Source organism: Biomaibacter acetigenes (assembly GCF_003691585.1).
GTDB classification, from domain to species: Bacteria; Bacillota; Thermosediminibacteria; order Thermosediminibacterales; family Tepidanaerobacteraceae; genus Biomaibacter; species Biomaibacter acetigenes.
Map to the genome: position 1 here is coordinate 2,387,646 of NZ_CP033169.1, position 23,096 is coordinate 2,410,741.

23 protein-coding genes and 1 pseudogene are annotated in these 23,096 nt (G+C 43.9%); 11 read left to right on the plus strand and 13 right to left on the minus strand.

What is annotated here, in order from left to right:
• Positions 1-18 precede the first annotated feature (18 nt).
• From D2962_RS12195 to D2962_RS12205, 4 genes are all read right to left on the minus strand, one after another.
• Positions 19-729, minus strand: coding sequence for a SprT-like domain-containing protein (locus D2962_RS12195; RefSeq protein ID WP_122015122.1), 711 nt, complete (start codon positions 727-729; stop codon positions 19-21).
• A gap of 9 nt (positions 730-738) precedes the next feature.
• Positions 739-1,581, minus strand: a complete 843-nt coding sequence (locus D2962_RS12200) for a PHP domain-containing protein (protein WP_162991208.1) — start codon at positions 1,579-1,581, stop codon at positions 739-741.
• A 323-nt stretch (positions 1,582-1,904) separates the two neighbouring features.
• Positions 1,905-2,120 (minus strand): motility associated factor glycosyltransferase family protein, encoded by a 216-nt coding sequence (locus D2962_RS18800; protein ID WP_245984668.1) that lies wholly within the window; start codon positions 2,118-2,120, stop codon positions 1,905-1,907.
• Positions 2,017-2,544, minus strand: coding sequence for a thiamine diphosphokinase (locus D2962_RS12205; protein ID WP_245984669.1), 528 nt, complete (start codon positions 2,542-2,544; stop codon positions 2,017-2,019). Before D2962_RS12205 ends, D2962_RS18800 begins: the two co-directional genes overlap by 104 nt.
• Before the next feature lie 139 nt (positions 2,545-2,683).
• Here D2962_RS12205 and D2962_RS18805 point away from each other — a divergent pair.
• A pseudogene (locus tag D2962_RS18805) lies at positions 2,684-3,058 on the plus strand (UPF0236 family transposase-like protein); the annotation flags it as partial.
• A gap of 195 nt (positions 3,059-3,253) precedes the next feature.
• Here the strand turns inward: D2962_RS18805 and D2962_RS12215 are convergent.
• Positions 3,254-3,493 carry a hypothetical protein gene (locus D2962_RS12215; RefSeq protein ID WP_122015124.1) on the minus strand — a complete coding sequence of 80 codons (240 nt, stop codon included), beginning with the start codon at positions 3,491-3,493 and terminating at the stop codon, positions 3,254-3,256.
• Between the two features lie 327 nt (positions 3,494-3,820).
• Between D2962_RS12215 and D2962_RS12220 the strand changes: the two genes are divergently transcribed.
• Together D2962_RS12220 and D2962_RS12225 are read left to right on the plus strand one after the other, a co-directional pair.
• Complete coding sequence (locus D2962_RS12220) at positions 3,821-4,018, plus strand: type II toxin-antitoxin system HicA family toxin (RefSeq protein ID WP_120765632.1); 198 nt, start codon at positions 3,821-3,823, stop codon at positions 4,016-4,018.
• Between the two features lie 47 nt (positions 4,019-4,065).
• On the plus strand, positions 4,066-4,476 hold the full coding sequence (locus D2962_RS12225; protein ID WP_174232504.1) for a type II toxin-antitoxin system HicB family antitoxin: 411 nt from the start codon (positions 4,066-4,068) through the stop codon (positions 4,474-4,476).
• A 114-nt stretch (positions 4,477-4,590) separates the two neighbouring features.
• Here D2962_RS12225 and D2962_RS12230 read toward each other — a convergent pair whose 3' ends face one another.
• The 4 genes from D2962_RS12230 to D2962_RS17620 all read right to left on the minus strand — a co-directional run bounded on the left by D2962_RS12230 (position 4,591) and on the right by D2962_RS17620 (position 7,633).
• Positions 4,591-6,069 carry an IS4 family transposase gene (locus tag D2962_RS12230; protein ID WP_122015125.1) on the minus strand — a complete coding sequence of 493 codons (1,479 nt, stop codon included), beginning with the start codon at positions 6,067-6,069 and terminating at the stop codon, positions 4,591-4,593.
• 152 nt (positions 6,070-6,221) lie between these two features.
• Positions 6,222-6,611 (minus strand): hypothetical protein, encoded by a 390-nt coding sequence (locus D2962_RS12235; protein WP_122015126.1) that lies wholly within the window; start codon positions 6,609-6,611, stop codon positions 6,222-6,224.
• A complete protein-coding gene (locus D2962_RS12240; protein ID WP_122015127.1) occupies positions 6,608-7,246 on the minus strand; it encodes a Druantia anti-phage system protein DruA in 639 nt (212 codons plus the stop codon). Before D2962_RS12240 ends, D2962_RS12235 begins: the two co-directional genes overlap by 4 nt.
• A gap of 12 nt (positions 7,247-7,258) precedes the next feature.
• Complete coding sequence (locus tag D2962_RS17620; protein ID WP_162991209.1) at positions 7,259-7,633, minus strand: hypothetical protein; 375 nt, start codon at positions 7,631-7,633, stop codon at positions 7,259-7,261.
• Positions 7,634-7,837: 204 nt separating this feature from the next.
• Between D2962_RS17620 and D2962_RS12250 the strand changes: the two genes are divergently transcribed.
• The gene (locus D2962_RS12250; RefSeq protein WP_122015129.1) at positions 7,838-9,511 is read left to right on the plus strand and encodes a M20/M25/M40 family metallo-hydrolase; all 1,674 of its coding nucleotides are present in this window, start codon (positions 7,838-7,840) and stop codon (positions 9,509-9,511) included.
• Between the two features lie 185 nt (positions 9,512-9,696).
• The gene (locus D2962_RS12255; RefSeq protein WP_120767977.1) at positions 9,697-11,064 is read left to right on the plus strand and encodes an alanine/glycine:cation symporter family protein; all 1,368 of its coding nucleotides are present in this window, start codon (positions 9,697-9,699) and stop codon (positions 11,062-11,064) included.
• Between the two features lie 109 nt (positions 11,065-11,173).
• On the opposite strand, the gene kamA is transcribed toward D2962_RS12255, so the two are convergent.
• Entirely contained in the window at positions 11,174-12,442 is a 1,269-nt protein-coding gene (gene kamA, locus D2962_RS12260; protein ID WP_122015787.1) for a lysine 2,3-aminomutase, read from the minus strand.
• Positions 12,443-12,698: 256 nt separating this feature from the next.
• On the opposite strand from kamA, the gene D2962_RS12265 reads away from it, so the two are divergent.
• The 4 genes from D2962_RS12265 to D2962_RS12280 all read left to right on the plus strand — a co-directional run bounded on the left by D2962_RS12265 (position 12,699) and on the right by D2962_RS12280 (position 16,955).
• Positions 12,699-13,865 carry a PucR family transcriptional regulator gene (locus tag D2962_RS12265; RefSeq protein ID WP_122015130.1) on the plus strand — a complete coding sequence of 389 codons (1,167 nt, stop codon included), beginning with the start codon at positions 12,699-12,701 and terminating at the stop codon, positions 13,863-13,865.
• Between the two features lie 65 nt (positions 13,866-13,930).
• Positions 13,931-15,331 carry a YfcC family protein gene (locus tag D2962_RS12270; protein WP_162991210.1) on the plus strand — a complete coding sequence of 467 codons (1,401 nt, stop codon included), beginning with the start codon at positions 13,931-13,933 and terminating at the stop codon, positions 15,329-15,331.
• A 110-nt stretch (positions 15,332-15,441) separates the two neighbouring features.
• Entirely contained in the window at positions 15,442-16,647 is a 1,206-nt protein-coding gene (locus D2962_RS12275) for a M20 family metallopeptidase (RefSeq protein WP_222927524.1), read from the plus strand.
• A 56-nt stretch (positions 16,648-16,703) separates the two neighbouring features.
• Complete coding sequence (locus D2962_RS12280) at positions 16,704-16,955, plus strand: putative Se/S carrier protein (protein WP_120767983.1); 252 nt, start codon at positions 16,704-16,706, stop codon at positions 16,953-16,955.
• On the opposite strand, the gene gap is transcribed toward D2962_RS12280, so the two are convergent.
• Positions 16,948-18,006, minus strand: coding sequence for a type I glyceraldehyde-3-phosphate dehydrogenase (gap, locus tag D2962_RS12285; protein WP_120767985.1), 1,059 nt, complete (start codon positions 18,004-18,006; stop codon positions 16,948-16,950). The genes D2962_RS12280 and gap overlap by 8 nt on opposite strands.
• Positions 18,007-18,373: 367 nt before the next feature.
• On the opposite strand from gap, the gene D2962_RS12295 reads away from it, so the two are divergent.
• The gene (locus tag D2962_RS12295) at positions 18,374-21,253 is read left to right on the plus strand and encodes a phosphodiester glycosidase family protein (RefSeq protein ID WP_122015131.1); all 2,880 of its coding nucleotides are present in this window, start codon (positions 18,374-18,376) and stop codon (positions 21,251-21,253) included.
• 49 nt (positions 21,254-21,302) lie between these two features.
• Here D2962_RS12295 and D2962_RS17625 read toward each other — a convergent pair whose 3' ends face one another.
• Positions 21,303-21,473 (minus strand): hypothetical protein, encoded by a 171-nt coding sequence (locus D2962_RS17625; RefSeq protein WP_162991211.1) that lies wholly within the window; start codon positions 21,471-21,473, stop codon positions 21,303-21,305.
• Here D2962_RS17625 and D2962_RS12300 point away from each other — a divergent pair.
• Positions 21,451-21,813, plus strand: a complete 363-nt coding sequence (locus tag D2962_RS12300; RefSeq protein WP_122015132.1) for a copper amine oxidase N-terminal domain-containing protein — start codon at positions 21,451-21,453, stop codon at positions 21,811-21,813. The two genes, D2962_RS17625 and D2962_RS12300, sit on opposite strands and share 23 nt — an antisense overlap.
• Positions 21,814-21,875: 62 nt before the next feature.
• On the opposite strand, the gene D2962_RS12305 is transcribed toward D2962_RS12300, so the two are convergent.
• Positions 21,876-22,994 (minus strand): DUF362 domain-containing protein, encoded by a 1,119-nt coding sequence (locus tag D2962_RS12305; protein ID WP_122015133.1) that lies wholly within the window; start codon positions 22,992-22,994, stop codon positions 21,876-21,878.
• Positions 22,995-23,096 lie beyond the last annotated feature (102 nt).

Consider the following 23,096-nt stretch of genomic DNA (forward strand, 5'->3'; position numbering starts at 1 on the left):
ATTACAATGCCCCCGTACCTATTCCAAAAGTGTCAACGGCACATAATACTTGGAATACCTGTTCCCCTGATTGTCTGCAAAGGGACCGTCTTTATCTCTGACCATTACAGTCGCCCTTTTATTGATATTATAAAGGATACCCTGCAACCTTTTCCCATTGAATGTGAATGAAACAGTATCTCCTATGTTCAGGCTAAACTTCTGCTTTGCTATTTGTTTATATGTCGGCAATTTATGATAGCTCTCTGTGTGGCCGAATAAATTGTTTGCTATCACCTTGAACCTGGCCCCGCTGCAGTTGGACTCTTTAAAATGAATGAACTCAATTACATGACAGAGCTCATGCTCAAACACGAGTTGTAGTGCTTCAAGACTGCTGTTTGTCTTGACACCACAAACTGTCTCGCTTCCTTCAACCAAACCGTAATGAAAAAAGAAATCTACACCTATTCTGATTTCAATAACGAGCTCCTCCGGCTTTATTTTATCTATGTTTTTTGGACAAAGCGTTAAACCGGCACTCTTTGTCATTCGCCTGGAAAGAGAGAACTTGAACTTCCCTTTGAAGTTGCGTTTAAACCAGCTTCCAAAAAAGATTTGGTCATATAGTTCAAACATCAGCTTAAGGTCAGCAGTGGATATGGTGCTGATCGTCCCATTCTTAATGTTAGCTGATTTTTGTATTAAAAGCTTTGAAATCTCTGCACGTTTACTGACGATCTCATCCATTTTTTATCTCTACCAATAGATTCCATCAAGTTTTAATTGTGAGAGGCGGATTTCGGGATGTCCAAGATATCTTCCGGCCACAAACTCCCCATGGCAATCCGAGCCGCCGGTTACCAGTAAGTCTTTGGATTTGCATATTTCAAGACAGAATCGGGTAATCTCCTCACTGTTTTCAGGATGATAGCACTCTATGCCTTTGATTCCTTCACCGATCATGAACGAAATTAGAGACTTATAATCCCTGTCATAAAAATCCGCACCGGGATGTGCCAGTATGGGGACTCCTCCGGCCATGCTGATGGTTTTTATGGCTTCGCCGGGGGAGGCAAATATGAGTTTCTCAAAAGGGTTTCCCCAGCCATCAAATAGACCGAAGAAGTCTCTATAGCTGCTACACAATCCTTTATCTATAAGATAGTTTAAGGCTTTCCAGCCTCCCCGTTCCGGATTGTAGACATATTTCTTATAATCATCAAAGGAGACATTCGGAAGTTTGCCTTCAAGATATTTTATGCTCTCGTCATCCTTGGCCTCCATCAATTCCCTGTTTCTTTTCAGCATTGTCTGCAGGCCTTCGTGTTCAGGATTTATCCCGAGACCCAGGATGTGATAATTTCGGCCGTTATAAGAAGTGCTGACCTCTACTCCGGTAATAAATTCAAGGCCGTTCTCTCTGGCTATTGAAGCCGCTCCTGCAAGATTTTCCGTAGTATCGTGGTCTGTTACGGCAAACAGGTGTATACCTGCTACCAGCAGGTTCTTCACCAGGTCTTCAGGTCCCCAGGTGCCGTCGGACGCTGTCGTATGAACGTGTAAATCCACTCTTACTGGAGTAAGGCTTGAATTTTTCACTTGTTCTCCTCCCCAAAGCTTTGAAATATTTCCCGAATGAATCTGCCTTTACCCGCACTCGGCCTTATCTTTGAGATATTTAATCCGCGCTTTCCTGTCATTTTTTCATTAGTGTAATCATACCATCGGCAAGGGGATATTTCAAGACCTACCCCGTCAATTCACTTTGTCCTAAACTGTTATTTGGCTGCTCTTATACAAAGTCTCCCGGTCGCCGTCTATTGAGCAAAAAGGTATATAATCATTACCGCAGGCTTGATGGAAATATATACTTCCAGTTCTTCTATCCTGGATTTTGCCACGCCGTCTCCCCCATCTTAGAATTAATCACCGCTGTATCTGACCGCCAGCAGCAGTCCATGTTTTATTCCAATCCTGACGGTATCTTCCAAAAATATGTTGCTGATTCCCCGGGCAGGCCCCATGAACAATGTCTCACCTTTCAAGGGATAATACAGGCTCCAGGTCTCTACCCCGCAAGCTTCGGAACTTATGGGGATCAGCGAAAGAATATCTCCCTTTTTCCCGTGAATTTCCACAGGACCGTCTATTAAAAACATCCCAATTTCTATCGGCAAGTTTTACCTCAAGCCCCAGTTTCTTAAAGCCCACCATCAAAAATATATTGGCAAGGCTGTGGTCCGGCCGGTCTCCAAGGGCGCCCAGGATTATCGCCTCATCGGCTCCTTTTTTTAGTGCTATATCCAGCGCCAATTCCGTATCCGTACAGTCCTTTTCCGATGGGAATTGCTGCCTTTCTATGCCCAGCTTATTCGCCTTTTCCAGGCTGGCGGAGCTGATGGAATCCATATCCCCCACCAGCAGATCCGGCTCAATTCCCATATTAAAAGCATGCTCGACACCGCTATCAGCACATATAATAAGACTGCTGCCCTCTAGATACTTTTTAACCTTTTTGTAGCTATCGATGCTTCCACCGGCGAAAATGACTGCCTTCATCATAATCCTCCAAGACATCCACAAAAGCTTTTATTATATTATATTATTATATCACTTTTAATCCCGATGTGGAAATCTTTATCTTACGGAGCAAAGTTGACACCGATTCCGGTTCAAAATAGACACTTATTCCGGTCAGACAATGAACGCCTTAAGGAAGGCCGGCAACCTGAAAACCAATAAAACAACTGATGCCAGGAAAAAAGCCCGAGTTATCTATATAGAAGCCGATGAAGACCACATACATCTACAAAACGGCAAAGCCGGGATGGTCAAATTAATATACGTAATATTTTCCCGGAAAACGCCTAAAAACCCGGTAACAAAATAATACCAGGCCTACACCAATAACAGCTGGGATGGAGCATGCGCATATTTCCTTTATAAAAACCAAATAACAGGATGCAGTGCGGAAAGCCACGTAAGCCATGTTTTATCAAAAAGATTGTCCCGAGGGCCCATATCATGTAGTAAAACAAGAGCCAATAAAATAGCTCAGTTAAGAGCGATAAAAGCAAAACAGCAGATCAATACCCAGTAACAACGTAGTTGTCACCGCACTGGAGACTGTAATTCAGGTGGTTCAAAAAAATAAAATCCTGCTGGTATCCACGGAAGATAATCGAATAATTTTCAAAGCCGGAGCTTTGATGCAAAATATTAGGTGTGCTGGAAGTTTTATATATCCCAAGAATTTACAATTGCTTTTCCTCTAATAACATTTATAGAATAACTGCCGCTTCCGAATACCGTTTCTCCTTCTATATCCCGGTACGGCTGAAAATTCCTGGAGTGCTTCGCATATTTCCTTTTGGAAGATATCCTGAATTACAGCTATTTCTTTCCGGGCTATCAGCGCCGGTGCAACTTTTGAGGGAAGCGCCAGGAGTTTTGCCCTGAAATCGGATAGCATCCTTGTCATAACTCTTTCCACTTCAGAAGCGTGATGCATGGCCATTCTCCTGGATCCGGCGTTCTATAACGCCAAAGAGATTTGCAAGCACTTTTATATTTACCACAATTCCATCTAAGTTTTTAACTTGTTGGTTCATATGATCACCCCGATAATTCGGCAGGAAGTGGCCATAAAAATTTTTCTATATCTAGCCGTTTTTCAGGCCTCGCCAGACCCGCATTTGGCCTACCCCTCCGGAAGGACCCGCTCGTAGTGCATAGAACTTATATACTTCAAACATATAAAACTCCAAAATATTTTTAAATAGTCTATTGACACGTATTAATATACGTATTATAATTATAATTGCAAGGGAGAAGTTAAATGAAATCATACTCATCGAGAGAAGTGATTAAAATACTTATAGAATATGGCTGGTATGAAGTAGGATGCGTAGGTGACCACCACCAATTCAAACATCATTCAAAACCCGGTAAAGTCACGGTAACACACCCCGTAAAGGATATACCAATCCAAACTCTTAAAAGTATCGAAAAGCAGGCGGGAATTAATTTTCCCTAATCCCTCCTCTTCCCCCATTTTAATTTTTCATGAAGGAGTTGATTCTTTTGATAAAAGACATTTACGTCTTTCCAGCGATATTCGATTATGCAGAAGACGGTATTTCCATCGAATTCCCCGATTTGCCTGGGTGCTTACCGTGCGCCAAAACAACTGAAGAAGCCATTAAAAACGCCAAAGAAGCTATGGCTCTGCATCTTTGGGGTATGGAAAAAGACGGGGATCCTATACCCGAACCCACTCCGGTAGATAAAATCCAGGTGAGAGAAAATCAGGCTGTAATGCTGATTGAAGTATATATGCCTCTTTACAGAGAAGCAATTGAAAATCAGTCAGTAAAGAAGACCTTAACCATTCCTCAATGGCTGAACAAATTGGCCGAAGAAAAGAATGTTAATTTCTCTCAATTACTTCAATCAGCATTAAAAGAACATTTAGGTATTCACGATAGGCCGTAATGGCCTTTTTGATTTTGGGCATGAAAAAAGAGCCCATGGGTTCTAAAATAACAAGGCAAACTTAAAAAACCTAATAATATCAAGGCTTACAGTGAGTTATAAAAAGTTAACAACTCAACTTTCGCAGGAACAAAGTGCCAACTTTTCCTTAAGGAAAGTGGGCAGACAAGACATAAAATAATCTAAAAACTCACTGATTGCTTCCTTTGAAAGCACGAGCTTTTCACGCAAAGCAGTCTTAAGAGCATCAATCAATAGCTGCAAAGCTTCTATGAACTTTATATCCTGAAGCTCATCACAGAAGTAATAGAACAAGCCTCCTATAGTCCGCAAATCCTTGTTATTGCGGTTTTCAACAGCCAGCATGATGTACCTTGCAAAAACAATAGTAGTATGGGCAACAATGGAATCATAAGAACGCCCCTGAAACTCTTTTGCAAGATTAAGGTAAGACTTGCATATCTTGAAAAATATCTCAATATCCCAGCGCTTGCCATAAATCCTTATGATTTCTTCATCAGAAAGCGTTGTATCTGTAGAAATAATGGCAAGCCAGTTGCGAGATCTGTTGCGATCCCTTACAAATACAATCTTTGCAAGAACTTCATTACCATCATTGTCAGTGCCGATACCAACTACAACTGATGAAAGTATCTTTGCCTTACCGCCGCGTTTCTTTCTTACGCAAGAATATATAGACTGAAGGCTCATTCTTTTGCCTTGAAAACTGTAATAAATTTTCTTCATGCCCTTAACCATGGCTATGACGTGAAGGTTTAATCCGAGGATCTTCAACAATATGCTTGGGTAAGTAAACCAGCTATCAAACAGCACATATTTTGCAGGGATGTTATTCTCCACTGCCTGTTTTAGCAGGTCTATCATGGCATCGGTTTCTTTCGCGAGTGAAGAAATTCGGCGCTTGTAGCCTATGCTCCTTTTATCAATTTCACTGTTCATAGGTTGCAACCTGTTTTCAGAAGTTTGTGCACTCAAGAGGTTGAAGCCGAGCGGGATGAAGGTATTTCCATCAGACCATCCGAGGGTGAGAAGTCTGAACCCCTTAACGTATTTTTGTGCCACATGGTCTCTTACTCTGGCTAAAATTTCGACAACCTTGCTTCTATTCCTACTGTATATAGAATCGCCTATTATTAGGACATTGACACGATTCTTATCCAGCACAGAACCTTCACATGCAAGCGTCAGATATTTGATAAAACCCCGTATCCCAAGTTCTTTAACTTTGTCTGCAAGTAATTCGCTGTTTAGTGCCAGTACATTTAAAAAGTGGCCTATCTTCATCAGATAATGGAAGCCTTTCATTGCATTCCATGAGTATGAAAAACAGTGCTCATATTCATACCCCTGATGTTTTTCTACCAATATGTTGTTTTCAATCTTCCACCTGTACCGGCCTATTTTGGTGCATCTGAAAAACACGTTCTTATGATTGATTTGACGTGATGATAACCAGGCATACCGTGTGTGTTTTTCTTCTTTTTCTCCTGAAGTTCTTGAGTGGTCTTCCTCCCAGGTTTCATAGCAGATGACTACATTGAGGATTTCCTTCTTTTTCACTTTTTCTGCCATATATTCATATTCAATTCCATTGGCCTATGCATAGACCTGCTCACGGTTTCCCCAATGACATCTTAACGGTCTTCAGGGTTTATTTTCATCAATGCCAGGGCTTTTTTCCAGACTGCAGGCATGCTGTCTTCTTTCAATACTATCATATAGTCTCAGCCGTACTTCCTGCAGGTTGTGATAACGGGGCCACAGGCATAAAGAACATCAGCAATTATTGACAGTTTTGTTTTACGGAATATTTTCTTCAATTTCTCCGCCATGCGGTAAAAGCCTTTGCGTTCACAGCCCTGCTTGCTTTCTTCTTTATTGTTCTCGTTATTTTCTATGAATTCGCTCATCACGGGCAGTGTAATTGTATTGTCCAAAATCAAGACTGCTTCCAGCACATAGCAATAATATTGGGGAGTTTGTGTTTCTCCACCTACATGCCTTTGAAGGCATTCAGGCGCCCATTGAAAGTCGCGGAAAAATTTTTGCGTGTGCTCTTCAATCTTGGCCTCTCTTGTTTTTCTTTCTTGGATTTTCTTTTCTCTATGACTCATTGGGGCGCCACCACCTTATACGGCTTTTCCCCTTTGAGGCATTCTTTAAAGTCGGCCTGCAAGGGATATACGAATATTGCTTTTTTTGATAGTGTGCCTTCTTTCCCGGTGCGGCCAGATCCTTTTGTCTTGCCAAGATATATCCAGTTTGATGCCTTATATGATATCCCTTGATATTTCTCGGTGTCTACAAATGTCTCCAGTAATACCGGCGCATAGCAATATTCCCTAAGAAAGTCTTCTTGGATTTGCTTTGTCGCCAGAGATAAAGCCTTGCTCGCCAGATTCTTGATGTGTACCCAGGGAAAGATTAAAAACCGGCTGTTGTTTATGATTAGGTGAAGTCTGACCTTTTTGTCTTCTTTTGTCCACCCGATCCATTTGTCACGTTCTTCCAAAGCCCATGCAGCGGCTGAAAACTGCATGCATCCAAGTTCTGCATCACCTGACTTTACAAAGTATTGGAGCCTGGAGCCAAATACTTGTTTGTCTTTCAGGATATGATACTGGTTTATGTATGCACGCCAGCGTTTTAAGTCCTCGCCGGGTTTTGCAATCACAAGCCTGACTGGCTCGTAATCACCAATATTTCCTTTTAGTTCTCTTGTGTCAAACTCAAATTCTTTCCTGCGTATTCTGCATTTGTTTTATTTCATTTTGTTTATTGGCGGTAATTGTATAATCCCTTCTGCCTCCAGTTTCTCTAAAAAAGCTGCACATTGGATCATTTTTGCATTTCCGGCTGGAGTGGTCCAGCCCAATAGTTCGCAAACGGTGGCTGCAAATTCATGTCTGGGCAGGTTTGGATATGTTTTTCTTGCCCACTTTATCATCTCGATATCTTCAGGTCTGAATGCCCTGCCTGAAAATACCCTGATTGTATTGTCCATGACTTGGTTACCTACCTTTCCAAGTCTACTATACAATATCAGGTTTGTGTTTGTCCACCCCCGTTTTGCGAAACTATTTTTTATTATACCATGTAGCTCTTTATTTCTCTTGTTCTCAAATTCATGCTTCACCTCTGGTGGGCTACTATGTTATTGTTTCGGTAATTTATTTTTACCAGATTTTATTACAAAAAAAATGTCTATGTTAGTTATTTCTCTGGTACTTACATATACATGATGTACAATCCAGGTTTACTTTTTTGGTCTTTTCGTATATTATTAATTTTCTCAATACGGTATATAATTTAATAAACGTTAATATGGAGATGATTTACTGTGGTAGCTTTACTGGATTTGCCCGACTTTTACAAGACTGTCCACGACATAACCCTTGACCTTATAAAAACTCCAAGCATAGTTGCCACACAGGGCGAGGGTCGTATTGCTTTGAAGATAATGAACATATTAAAAGCCAGCCCATATTTTCAAAAGCATCCGGACAATCTATGGCTGGTTGATGTTCCCGGTGGTCCATGGCCCAAATATACCGTCATGGCTCTTGTGGAAGGAGAAAAAAATAGAAGTTCTCAAACAGTGGTGCTTTTAGGACACATAGACACTGTCAGAGTGGAGGATTTCGGCACTTTAAAGTACTATGCCTTTAACCCCAAAGGACTTGTAAGACATTTTAGTAGCTTAAATATCGGTGGGGATGTAAAAGAAGATCTTGATAGTGGAAAATACATGTTTGGCCGGGGCTCGGTAGATATGAAAAGCGGTGTTGCAGCACACATGGCGGTTTTAATGTATTTATCTGAAATCGCCGAAGGTTTTTCGGGGAACGTTTTACTTGCAGCCACTCCCGACGAGGAGGATATGTCCAGCGGAGCCATCGCTGCTCTCGATGAACTTTTCCGGTTAAAAAAAGAGCGGGGATTTGAATATATTGCTTTAATAAACGCCGATTACACATCCCCCTTATATCCTGGAGATGACCACAGATATGTTTATCTGGGAACCGTCGGCAAACTATTACCGTCATTCTTCATAGCCGGGCGCGAAACTCATGTGGGTCAGTGCTTCGAGGGATTTGACCCCAATTTGCTGGCAGCGGAACTGACACGGCTCTTTGATATGAATACGGATTTATGCGACGAGGTGGAAGGTGAAGTGACGCTGCCGCCGGTCTCCCTGAAACAAAGAGACCTTAAAGAATTATATGATGTGCAGATACCCTTTGCCGCCCAATGCTACTACAACTTTTTCACTCACAGCCGCTCTCCCGAGGATATAATGAAGCTTTGTAAAGAAATCGCTCGGAAAGCCTTTGTCAATGTCATCACCACCATGGAGCAAAAGCGGCGTCATTATTATGATAAAGCAAACATGCCATATCATCCAGTCCCCTATGAACCACTGGTTTACTCCTATCATGAATTTTATCAAAAGGTCATTTCAAAACATCCCGAACTCATCTCAAATCTTGAAACTCTGAATGAAAACCTCCTCCAGGATCCTAACATAGACCTCAGAGAACATAGTTTAAGGGTTGTGGAGGAAGTCTGGAAACAGTCCGAAGAATTTAATAATAGGATTCCACTTATCATCGTATACTTTTCCTCGGCTTTTAATGCCCGGGTCCATATAAAGGGCGAAAAACCTTCGGAGGTCCGTCTAATGGATGCCGTAAAGAAAACTGTCGGTGAAATAACCCAAAAGACCAGTGAAAATATAAGCATCCGCAAATTTTTCCCATACATCTCCGACATGAGCATTTTCGGTATCAGCGATACTCCTGAAGAAATTGAGGTCTTAAAATGCAATATGCCGGCCTGGGGGAAAAAGTATTTCCTGGATACGGAAAAAATCAGGGCTATAAATATACCTATGGTCAATATCGGTCCTTACGGCAAAGATGCCCATAAGATGTTCGAGAGGGTTGAAATGAATTATTCCTTCAGGATAGTTCCCCAACTTATCTTTATGTGTATTTCAAACTTACTACTCTGAAAAACATAGTTAAATTGGTCAGACCCCAAATTAACAATTTTTGTTAAGGGAAGTGATAGTTTTCATTCATGTGAGAGTGCTACAAAGTAGCATAGTAGTCTGATTAAAAAACAAATTCGTTATAGGGGGAGGTGATTTAGCAGAGTTAAAACTTATACCCCATACTTTGAAAGGAGTTGATAGAAATGCAATCTTTCCTTGATGTAGTAGGCGAAGTATCTGGATGGATCTGGGGTATCCCCATGCTGCTCATTCTGGGCGGTGGCGGCCTTTTCCTTACCATTGCGTTAGGATTTTTCCAGTTCAAATACTTTGGGTACATTATAAAACAGACCTTCGGCAAGATCTTGAGTAAAAATGTTGAAGGCGAAGGTACCGTGACACCATTCCAGGCGGCATCCTCGGCCCTGGCCTCTACCGTCGGGGCATCCAATATAGTCGGCGTCCCCGTTGCCATAGCGTTAGGAGGCCCCGGAGCAGTATTCTGGATGTGGATCATCGCATTGTTGGGATGTGCCTCAAAATTTACCGAAGTGGTCCTTGGCTTGAAGTACCGTGAAAAGAACGAAGTGGGTGAATATGTAGGAGGGCCAATGTATTATATTGAGAAAGGTCTAAACTGGAAGCCTGTCTCAGTTTTATTCGCATTTTTCCTCATGATAGAACTGGTCCCAAGCATTATGGTTCAGGCCAATTCCGTGGCTGGTTCTGCCGTAACCATGGGCATCTCCCCGGTTATAACCGGAATCGTAGTAATGATACTTGTTGGTCTGGTAGTGGTCGGAGGTATCGGGAGGATAGGCCGGGTATGCGAAAAATTGGTGCCGTTTATGGCCTTACTGTATTTATTGGGTGCTTTTATAATCATATTAATGAACATCACTAATTTGCCCTCGGCTATTGCCCTTATTTTCACCCATGCCTTCATCCCTGCCGCGCCGGTAGGCGGTTTTGCCGGAGCCGCCATGGCTTCTGCCCTTCGATGGGGTTCTGCCCGCGGCACTTACTCCAATGAGGCCGGGATGGGAACGGCCCCCATGGCTCACTCGGCAGCCATCATCGACCATCCGGTGAGGCAGGGCTTCTGGGGCATCTTTGAGGTAATCGTGGATACCCTGATAATTTGCTCCACCACAGCCTTTTTGGTGCTGACCACGGGATTATGGACACAGGTGGAATCCTCACAGGCTGCAGGCATACCCGCTATGGCCTTTTCTTCTGTCTTCGGTCCAGCTGGGGGTACGGTGGTTACATTGTCGTTGCTGTTATTCGTTATTTCCACTATCATAGTTATAACCTTTTACGGGGAGAAACAGGCAGAATACCTCTTCGGCCTTGGGTTTTCCCATGTCATGAGATATGTCTACCTGATATCCATAGTCATCGGCGCCGTAGGTGGTATGAAATTTCTATGGCAGTTCCTGGATATTTTGCTGGCCTGTATTATCATACCCAATATGATATCGATATTGGCACTCCATAAGGATGTAGTTGAACTCAAAAATGAGTTCTTCGCCAGCCCCAATTTCTTTAAAAAGGATATTAATATTTAGCAAAATAATAAATCACCGGCGGGATTAATTCTAAAAATCCTATCGGTTTATTATTATATTTTTCCCCCGGCAATTTATGCCGGGGGGTTCAGGATTGTATGGGGTAGTTTCAATGACTTTTGCCTCTTTTTCGCCTCGCAAGATCCACCGGTTCCAGGCTCAAACGCTCGCCGCTGTAAAGGGATGCAAGGCCAACGTCGTATTTCGGTTTTCCTTGGGGGTCTTTTTTGCCGCAGATACCGCAGTTTTGACAGCGGCTCCTGTTATCTTCCGGTTCGGTATAGACACATATAACACCTTCATAGTTTCTCAAGATGACTTTCCTATCGGAATAAGATATGAGGTATTGCGGCATGAGGGGAATCTTTCCGCCGCCACCGGGCGCGTCAACCACAAAAGTGGGCACCGCAAATCCGGAAGTATGGCCTCGAAGGTGCTCAATCATCTCAATGCCTTTTCCGACGGATGTCCTGAAGTGTTCTATCCCCACGGAGAGATCACATTGATAGATATAGTATGGCCGTACCCGGATTTTCACCAGCTCCTGGACCAGTTTTTTCATTATAAACGGACAGTCATTTACACCCTTCAATAATACCGACTGGTTTCCCAGAGGTATACCGGCATCGGCCAACATCTCACAGGCTTTCTTTGATTCTTCAGTAACCTCGCTGGGATGATTGAAATGGGTGCTTATCCAAATGGGATGATATTTTTTCAGCATTTTTACAAGTTCCGGCGTTATCCTGTATGGTAGCACCACCGGTGTCCTGGTGCCTATGCGGATAATTTCTACATGGGGTATGTGTCTCAAGCTTTTGATGATATATTCCAGCATTTCATCACTTATTATAAGACCGTCACCGCCGGATATTAGCACATCCCTTACTACCGGAGTATTTTTAATATATTCAATGTCTCTATCTATCTTATCTTTCGGCATGGCGTGGTCTGTCTGGCCTGCCCAGCGCCGCCGGGTGCAGTGCCTGCAATACATGGAACACTGGTCTGTCACAAGAAATAGTACCCTATCAGGATAGCGGTGGGTTATCCCCGGCACGGGAGAATCGATGTCTTCATGGAGGGGATCAAGTATATCGCTTTCGGACCTTTTTAGCTCCAGGGATGTAGGGACCGCCTGTTTTCTTATGGGATCTTCCGGGTTTTCCGGATCCATCAGGGTGGCGTAGTACGGGGTAATGGCCATCCTCAGAGTCTTAAGGCACTCTTTGATTCCTTCCTGCTCCGGAAATGTCAAGTTTATGACTTGCTTTAACTCATCCACACCAGTAATTCGGTGAGCCATCTGCCATCTCCAATCCTTCCACTCCTCTTCAGAGACATTTTTCCATAGGGCAATTTGCCGATAGTCCCTCATAAAACCACCTCCGACCGCCTTTTTCTTTATTTTATAAAGGCCCGGAAAGTTAATCATTAGACGATTATCCAGAATTCATACAAACTTTATATACGAAACGGATGATGAGACCTGTAATAATTGATTTTATTGGCAGGGATTTCAATTATACTTGAATACAATTTTTAATAATTTTTTTTATACATAGTGTATAATAGTATAAACAGGATAAAGCATTTAGACGTGGAATATATATTTAATTAAAAAGGTGATTGGAATGATGGTATCTGATATCCTTGACCTTCCTGAGTTTAAAGAAGTGAAGATTCTGGCCGGAAATCAGAATGTTACAAATCGAATAAAATGGGTAAATATCTTGGAGATTCTGGATGAACTCAGCAGACTCCACGAGGGTGAATTTTTAATTACTACTGCTTATGGATTTGATTTTCACAATATTAACAATACATATGATTTAGTAAACTATTTATCTAACAAGCGTATTGCAGCTTTAGCATTACAAGTGGGGTTTTATGTAGACAAAATCCCTGATAAATTTATTAAAGTTTGCAATGAAAAGGGATTGCCCTTGCTTTGCCTTCCACCCTCCGTTTCTTTTAGTGAGATAACAAGGACTCTGTCAAAGAGGCTTTTTGAAGAAGAAGAAAGGCAAAGGACCAGGGCACGGATGGCCGATGAACTGGTGGAACAGATCCTGTCCGATTCTCCTCCCGGCCAGGAGTTAATAAGACAAAAGTATCATGAATTGAGTTTTGATTGGAGTACTCCCTTTGTAGTAAGCATGCTTCACGTGGAGAATGACAAAATCAATTCCCAAAGGCTCAGGGGAAATCTGGAGTTCTATTTAAATCAACAAAATTTAAAATACATTTTATCCATCACACATGGAGAGTTATTGATTTTTATCTCTTTAGGCTGTTGCGGTGATAAGTTATCTCAGGTTTTCTCGCTTATCACCGATAATCTTAAAAGATATATAGAAAATACCAGATTTTATTTTGGTATAGGAGAAGCTGTAAATAGTATATCGGAAGCAAAATTAAGTCTTATGCAGGCTCAAAAAGTGGTGGATTTTTTTAAAAGAGGTTTCTCCCCAGATAAAAATTTTATGACATATCATGACCTGGGGATCTTTAAGCTGCTGATTGAAATACCGGAAAAAGTGCTTACATCCTTTTATGACGAAATATTGGGAGAGCTCTGTGCTTATGACAACAGACACTCAGCTGAGCTTCTAAAAACCCTTGACATTTATCTTGAAAACGGAAATATCACCCATACTGCAGAAAACCTTTTTACTCACCGGCATACAATCCGTTATAGGTTAGCTAAGATAAAAGAACTCACAGGCCTGGATGTGGAAAATGGGAAGGACAGGATGACCTTATATATGGCCAATCTCATAAAAAAGCTTTTGCCATAAATTTTGACTGAAAGTCTCCTATGGGTTCCCGTCTCAAATAAAATATAAAAGTAAGGATGGTCATTATGGAAGAAAAGGTTGGGTTTAAGCTCAATGTTCCCCATGTATTTATCATCCTGGCTATCCTCGTATTCCTTGCCGCGGCGGCAACATGGGTGCTGCCGGCGGGCACTTTCGACAGGGTGGAAAATGAAGAGGGGAGGGAGGTCGTGGTCCCCGGCACTTACAAAGTTGCCGAATCATCTCCTGTTGGAGTTTTTATTTTTCTCATGTCGTTTTACGACGGCATAATCGAGGCAGCAGATGTAATATCATTTATACTGTTGGTTTCAGGTGCCTTTGCGATTGTAAGAAAAACCGGAGCACTGGATGCAGGCATTACTTCCGCTGTCCAGCACATCCGTGGCGGCGAATATTTCGCCTTGACTATCCTGATGGTACTTTTTGCCATATGCGGGGCTACTTTTGGCATGTATGAAGAAGCCTACCCCTTTGTATTTATGCTGATGCCCCTGTGTGTCCAGATGGGATTCGATGCTATGACTGGAGCTGCAGTCCTCTTCATCGGCATAAATGCAGGATTTGCCGGAGCCTTTTTCAATCCCTTTACGGTTGGTTTATCCCAGAGCCTTGCAAAACTCCCGCTATATTCCGGCATAGGTTTTAGGGTGATAACATGTATAATCCTTGTGGGGGAAGGTATATGGTTTACCCTTAGATATGCTAAAAAAATCCGGGAAAATCCAGATTTATCCATTTCCAAAGAAGCTACCGAATACTGGAAAAACAGACTGAATTCCAGCAGCCCCGAATCTAAAATGAATTTGAGGCACACAGTAGTCCTTTTAATACTCTTGGCAGCAATGATCGGCCTCATCTATGGCGTCTTAAAATATGAATGGTACATGGCGGAGATTTCGGCATTGTTCCTGTTGATGGGTATTGTTTCAGGATTTGTTGGAGGCATATCTTTAAATAAGATGGCCGAGGAAATGGAAAAGGCCGCATCGGAGATAATAGGTCCATGTATGGTGATCGGCTTTGCCAGGGCTATTATGGTGGTGCTGAATAAAGGTAATGTTACCGATACCATTCTTTATGGTATGTCAAATACGGTGAGCATCTTTGGTGGAATCGGTGCAGCAGTGCTAATGTATATCATAATATATCTGCTGGAATTCCTTATTTCTTCAGGCACAGCTAAGGCAGCCATACTGGTCCCTATCCTCACTCCTCTTTGTGACCTGGTAGGAGTCTCAAGGCAGACCATGGTACTGGCTTACCAGCTGGGCGATGGCATCCTCAACATGTGGGAGCCCACAAGTCCCGAAGTATATTCTATACTCGGTGCCGCAAAAATCAAATTTGTAGAATGGTTTAAATGGGCCCTTCCTATTACAATAATATGGACCGTGACAGGTTTCATCCTGGTAGTGGTGGCACAACTGATAAACTATGGGCCATAATCGCTGGGCTATGGCATAAAATAGCAATTAAATTAAAAGTTTGAAAGGGTTTGAAATAAATCCCCGCCTTCAAAGGCGGGGGCCTAAATTTTAATGGGGAGGTAGTCACTGTGGATGTTTCAGACATCGAGGAATTAAAAAAAGAAGCCTTCAAGATAGAAGACGAAATGGCAGGTGAAATAGAAGGAATCAGCGACTTCATATTTAACCATCCGGAGCTGGGCGGAGAAGAATTTGAATCATCAAAATTTCTGGCTAATCTTCTCTCCAATTACGGATTTGAAGTAGTCTATCCTTACCTTAATATACCTACGGCTTTCAGGGCTGAAATTGGCACACAGGATCGTCCTGCCTTTGCTTTTCTTGCCGAATATGACGCCCTCCCCGGCATGGGTGACGACGGAAGTCCCGCCCATGCCTGCGGCCACAACTGGATTTCCGCCACCTCCGTGGGAGCAGGTCTTGTCCTCGGGCGGATTAAAGAAAAACTTCCGGGCCGGATAGTAGTTTTTGGCACTCCCGCCGAGGAGACTTTGGGATACAAGGTTAATATGGTGGAAAAGGGGGCTTTTGAGACAATAGATGCGGCCTTCCAGTTGCACCTGGAAAATAACAATCTTTTAAATACATCAGCCCTGGCCATGGATGCATTGGAATTTGAATTTACCGGCAAAGCAGCCCATGCTGCATCTTTCCCCCACGAGGGTATTAACGCCCTGGATGCGGTAAATCTCACATTTGCAGGGATAAACGCCCTGAGGCAGCACGTCACCTCCGATGTTCGTATTCATGGGATCATAACCAAAGGCGGTGAGGCGCCAAATATTGTGCCCGATTATTGCGCCTGCAGGTTTTATGTCAGAGCCAACCGCCGACATTATTTAAACAAGGTAAGTGAAAGAATAATAAACTGTGCCCGGGGGGCAGCATTTATGACAGGGGCTAAACTGACGGTAAACCGCTTCGAAAACCCTTTGGATGACCTTGTAATAAACCCTGTCTTACGGAAGATAGGTGAGCAAAATCTCAGGATGGCAGGTTTCGACGACTTCAAGGAAATTGATGAATTTCCGGGTTCATCAGATATCGGCAATGTCAGCCACGTGGTACCCACCGTCTATGGCTATATAGATATCGGACCAAAGGTGGAAGTGCATGAGCGTGAATTTGTAAAATATGCCAATGGACCAGATGCAAAAATAAGGCTGCACAAAGCCGTTAAGGGTATGGTCGGCACAACTATAGATGTACTTTTACAACCCGGGCTGTTGGAAGAAATTAAAAAAGCCTTCGCCCTGTCCGTTAAAAAAAGTTAGGATGATTGTGATATAATAAATATAAATTCTTTTATGGTTTGAGGGAGGCGACATTTTTGAGTATAAGATATAACTTATACATCACCTTCCCTTCTATTCATGATGTCCTTGCCATGGAGAAGGCTTTGAAAAGTGTCAGAGATACCAGCATACGGTTTGAAATTGTACCGACGCCCCAATCATTAACAAAAAGCTGCAGTTCCTGCATAAAAACCGATGAACAAAATAAAGGGGCAATCCTGGAGATTGCCCGCAAAACACATATCCCTGTGACAGGTGTTTATTTAATGGAAGATAAGTTCAGTTAAGCTGCACACAGGTATTATATTTTTCCCGCATCTCTTCCCGGCGGCATGCATTATATACATAGTCGGCCAGGTCCAGCACCCTCATGGTATAGCCGTACTCGTTGTCGTACCAGGCCAGAACTTTAACTATCATGTCATCGATGACCATGGTAGAAATTCCGTCTATAATGGATGAATGAGGATTTTTGAGAAAGTCGGTGGAAACCAGGGGTTCCTCCGTATAGTCAAGGATTCCCTTTAATCTTCCCCGGCTGGCCTCCTTGAACATGTTATTTACCTCTTCTTTAGAAGTAGGCCTCTCCACATTGGCCACGAAGTCTATGATGGATACCGCCGGGGTGGGGACTCTGAAGGCGCATCCGTTGAGCTTTCCAGAAAGGTGGGGCATCACCTGTCCTATGGCCTTTGCCGCTCCGGTGGTAGTGGGTATGATGGACATGGCGGCCCCCCTGGCCCGCCTCAAATCTTTATGGGGTTTATCCATCAGCTGCTGGTCGGCGGTGTAGGCATGGACGGTGGTCAGGGAACCGTTTATAATCCTGAGGTTTTCATCCAGCACCCTTACCACCGGTGCGAGACAGTTAGTGGTGCAGGATGCCGCCGAGATTATGTAATCTCTCTCTGGTACAAAATCACCTTCATTGACACCCATCACAAGGGTCTTATCGGCTTCTTCCGCCGGTGCCGTTATGATCACCCTCTTTGCTCCGGCTTTTATATGCTTTATTGCATCGGCTTTTTTCTTCAATTTTCCTGTAGATTCTATAACTATGTCGACCCCCAGCTCTGCCCAGGGCATATTCTCGGGATTTTTTTCCGAGAAAAACGGGATGGGTTTGCCATTTATGATAATGGTATCGTCCGAGGCATCCACACTGCCCGGAAAAATACCGTATACCGAGTCATATTTGAAAAGATGCGCATGAGCCCTTGGCCCGCTGGTGCTGTTAATGGCCACTACATCCATGTCATTTTTCCTGTTTTCCAGCCAGATTCTGAGAGCGTTCTTACCTATCCTGCCAAATCCATTGATAGCGACTTTTAATTTCATAAAAGTTCTCCTCCCCGATAAATTGTTACGGTATGTATTATAGCACATTATATTGAATTATGCTATACTAATTACTTATTTTTAACATAATATATATCTCTTTTTTAAATTTTATCAAAAAATCAATTGTGGTGTAAAAATGGAACTTTTTTTGTTTTTTTTCGTCTATATAAGTGAGACAAACTTTCCAGAAGTTTTCAGCTCCGAGGGGAAGGATTTGCGGTTTAAGTTGCGAATAGTATAATAGTCCGGGGGATCTCAAAAAGGAGGGATAATAAAATACGGGCTTACACCGCCTATCATCGTTGCCGCTGTCGCTGCTTGAACTATAAAATATAATAACGCTACCACATATGGAGGGAAATACATGTTACATAAAAAGAAGTTTTTGTGCCCCTGGAAAAGCAGGTTTTTACCTATTTTCCTGGCAGTTTTGATTATGCTGGGTAGTTTCCCGGTTTTCGCCCAGGAAATATCTCTCTATGAGGAATCTCAAAACTTTCCTGTAACAAGGGGAGTGACTTACGAGGGTAAAACCCTTTTTACATCCCTGGGATGGCAAAAGATTCACATTCTGAAAGTGGACCTCTCTTCGGAAAATATTGACATTGATTCTCTTCTGCCGGGAAAGGGCCTCTCGCAAAGGGAAGCTCTCAGCAAGATGGTGCAGGAGAACAATGCCGTAGCGGGTATAAATGGCGATTTCTTTATCATGGCCACACCTTCCGCTCCCATAGGAGCCCAGGTGAAAGACGGCAGGCTGGTATCATCGCCTTCCAACCGCAAGGACATGGCAGCTTTTGGGCTAACCATGGATAAATTGCCTGAGATTCTCCGGATGGAGTTTTCGGGAAAAGTTGAAGCTCCCGATGGAACCACCTTCGATATCGGAGGAATCAACAAAATTGGAGATGGTTACGGTAAAATACATATATATACCCCGGATTTCGGAACCGTAACTCCCGCAGTTTCCAATACTGTTTCTGATCTCACTTTCGCCATTGTAAGAAACAACAGGATAGTAAATATTATAGACGGAAAAACCGCCGATATCCCTGAAGACGGTCTGGTGCTGGCTGCCGGGGGAGACGGGGCCAACTTCCTTAAAAGCCGTTTTAGCACTGGAGACACCATAAAGCTGCACCTCAATATGACTCCGGATATTTCAAACTTAAAGATGGCCCTGGGCGGCGGCGCGGTTCTGGTGGAAAACGGAGCGGTTCCTGCCAGTTTTTCCCATGATATTCCCGGCAGTAATCCCCGGACCGCTGTCGGATTTTCTGCCGACAAAAAGACTATGTTTCTGGTGGTGGTAGACGGTCGCCAGGCCGAAAGCCGCGGTATGACCCAGAAGGAAATGGCGGAACTCATGGTGAAGCTCGGGGCTTCTTTTGCCCTGAATCTTGACGGGGGCGGCTCCTCCACCATGGTGGTGCGCCCTCTGGGAGAAAAGCAGCCTCAGGTGATAAATAGCGTTTCAGGTGGAGTGCAAAGGTTAATAACCAACGGCATAGGCATCTTTTCCAGAGCATCCGCCGGAAATGTCTATGGTCTCAAGATAGTGGCCGATTCCTTTAACATCCCCAGAGGGGGGCACCGGACCTTCGAAATGCGGGCCTACGATAAAAATTACAACCCTCTGGATATAGACGTAAGCAGCGTGAAGTGGAGCGTCTCCAACAACCTCGGCACCTTCAAAAATAATGTGTTTTTCGCCGTAAAATCCGGTTACGGCCAGGTGACGGCCACCCTGGGGAGCATTAAGGCCACCCAGGAGATAAAGGTGCTCTCCGACGGGGCCGCGCTTTCGGTGAGTCCCGGAAAAGTTCAGATAAATAATGGGGCAAAAAAGGCCTTTGATGTCACCATAATCGATAAGGAAGGATATAAGGCGCCTGTGGAACCCTTTGATGTAAAATGGGAAGTAATGGGCAATATCGGAAGCTTTAACAATGGAGAATTTGTAGCCGGTGAAAACCCTGGAAGCGGCGCCATCATCGCCGGTTTTTCAGGTTTAAAAGCCGGAGCTCTGGTACTGGTGGGCATGGGCGAAAAGATTCTGGATGACTTTGAAAAACCCGATGGCAGGGAATTTTCTTCATATCCATCCACTACAGGGGGGGCCTTCTCCATCGTGACACAGCCGGAACCGGTAAATAGCGGCACATCTTCCGGAAAACTTGCCTATGAATTCCCGGTCGGGAATAGCACCAGGGCAGCTTATGTAAACTTTGGCAGCAATGGTCTTCCCCTACCTGTGGGAACCGTCAAGCTCTCGCTTATGGTCTACGGCCAGGCCCGCGGTCACTGGCTCCGGGGTACGGTGACAGATGCTGATGGAAACGAATACAATATTGATTTTTCAAAGGATGTAAACTGGCAGGGGTGGAAGAAGGTGGAAGCTGAGCTTCCCGATGGCAAGCAGCCCTTCAGCTTGAAACGCATATACCTGGTGGAAATAGATCCCAGCGACAGTGATTCCGGAGCCATATATCTGGATAATCTTGCGGCAGCGGTGGCCGGAAAATACGATAGCTCGCTCCTACCGCCGCCATCTCCATGGTTTGATACGGCAAACACTTCTTCAAAAACCGGAAATATTGTCATAGGCGCTTTTGGGAGTTTAGCCATGGATTCCAGCCCTGAAAGCCAGAAAATGGCGAGTCTTATAGCGTCTTTAACAAATCAATACAGACCTAAAATGAATTTAATAGCAGGCCAGACATCTATAAACAGCAAAATATCATCCAACAGTCCGCTGGCAGCTTTCATAAAAAATATGAAAACTGCAGGTACGGGTTATAAAACTTTAGCGGATAATGAAGCCTTCTTCATCTTCCTGGATTCCTCCAGAGGAAGTCTGAGGCTTACGGATTACAACCAGTGGATAAAGCTCAGGCAGGATTTGAATGCACTACCGATATCCAAAACAGTATTCATAGCCATAGATAGAGCGCCCGAAACTTTTTCAGATTCCCTGGAAGGCAACCTGCTGAAAAAAATACTTTCAGACTATGTAAAAAATAAAAACCTCAACATCTGGATGCTTTACGGCGGGGCCGAACGTTTCGGTGCCAGAATGGAAAACGGTGTGCATTATGTTTCACTGCCCGGAACCAATGCAAAAGAACCGTCTGTGACCATTTTCAACATTGGAAGGGGCCAGGTATACTACAAGGTAGTGCCGGTAGTAGAAAAAATAGTATCCGAAACCCCGGCCGTAAAAAGGGTCTTGCTGCCGATCTGAAGATATATGGTATATCTCCTGGAGGACAGAAGGTCCTTCTATCTTACCCCTATGCCGTAGAATGGAAGCTTTCCAGCAGCAAACTGGGCACTTTTGATTCGAGGGAACTTGTATTCAAGGCAGCCAGCACCGGCACTCTGAACTTCACCGTCAAAACTGCGGGAATTTCCTCCGCATTCAACCTGACTGTGGTGGATATGACTGTAAAAGTCAACGGCAAGGAGATTTCCTTCCCGGACCAGCAGCCTTATCTCAATAAAGACGGGCGCACCATGGTGCCGGTAAGGTTTATATCCGAAAGCCTGGGGGCGAAAGTCAGCTGGGATGAAAAGACAAAGACAGTAACTATAACGGGCAAAGACAGAGCAGGTGAAAGCAGAACCGTTAAATTGAAGATCGGAGAAAACAAGGCCGTTATAAACGGCAAGGCAGTAACCTTCGACACAAGAGCCGAGTTCAAAAACGGCAGGACCATGGTGCCCCTGAGGTTCGTGAGCGAAGTCCTGGGCGCAAAGGTAACATGGGACCAAAATACAAAGACCGTCGATATCAATGAATAATTTTCCATTTAAAATTGGCGGGCCATTTCTGCCCGCCAATCTTTTTCCCTCGCGCTAGCTTTTTACAATTCCACTAGCTCATAATCCCCGCTGCCCATGCCCAGCTTCTCACCGTATTCGAGCTGGATGAGTCCGTTGGTCTTAGGGTGAACGGCTTTGAATTTATCCTCTCCAGGCGCAAGGCCGCTGTTTGCGTCACCCAGGGCGCTGGCGGCAAGCCCCGCCTGGCTGTTTACCAAATCAAAACTGGCTTTATCAATGGCGACAGGGTCGAAGGATGCCAGTATGCCTACATCAGGCACCAGCGGGGCATCACTCCAGGGAGTGCAGTCGCACAGGGGTGTTATGTTCATTACAAAGTTTATAAAGGCTATCTTGTTTTCTTTCTTGGTCTTGTAAGCCCCATAAGCATATTCCGTCATACGTTCGGTAAAGGCATCCATGTCGGTTTCCCACTGGGGTTTTATGACCCGATAATAGCACATGGATATGCACTCACCGCAGCCTATACATTTCTCGGGGTCTATGTAGGCGACTCCATCCACCATAGATATGGCCTGTTCGGGGCAATTTCTTAAGCACGACTGGCATGCCCGGCAATTTTCTCCTACCACAGGTTTTAACGTTGAATGCTGCTGCTGTTTTCCGGCGGCCGGTGCGCAGCCCATGGCAAGATTTTTTATAGCGCCGCCGAATCCTGCCACTTCATGGGCTTTAAAGTGGGACATGACTATCATGGCATCGGCATAATATATGTTGGATGATATCTTCACACTCTCAAAATGCTTTTTGCGGATCTCCACTTCCATGGAGTCCTTGCTCACAATACCGTCGGCGATAACCAGAGGGGCATTTACCACCGCATAGGCGAATCCGTTTTCAATGGCCGTTACCAGATGGTCCACGGCATTGCTACGGGCCCCCTTATAAAGAGTGTTAGAATCCGTCAGGAAGGGTTTTCCTCCGCAGCTTTTAATCTTATCCACCACCTGCCTCACATAGATGGGATTTATGTATGCGTTGTTGCCCTTTTCCCCGAAATGTATCTTTACGGCCACAAGATCATCTTTTGAAATGGCGTTTTTGAATCCCGCCGCATCAAACAACCTTCCCACTTTATTTATAATATTTTCGGACCTCCTTTTGGCCCGCATGTTATAAAAATAGACTTTTGATTTCATGCCTCATCCTCCTGTTCCATAATTTTCATATCGAGTTTAGAACAAAAAGTCAGCGGAGGTGAAAATAGCGCTCTCCTACCGCTTACCTTTTACCAGCTAACT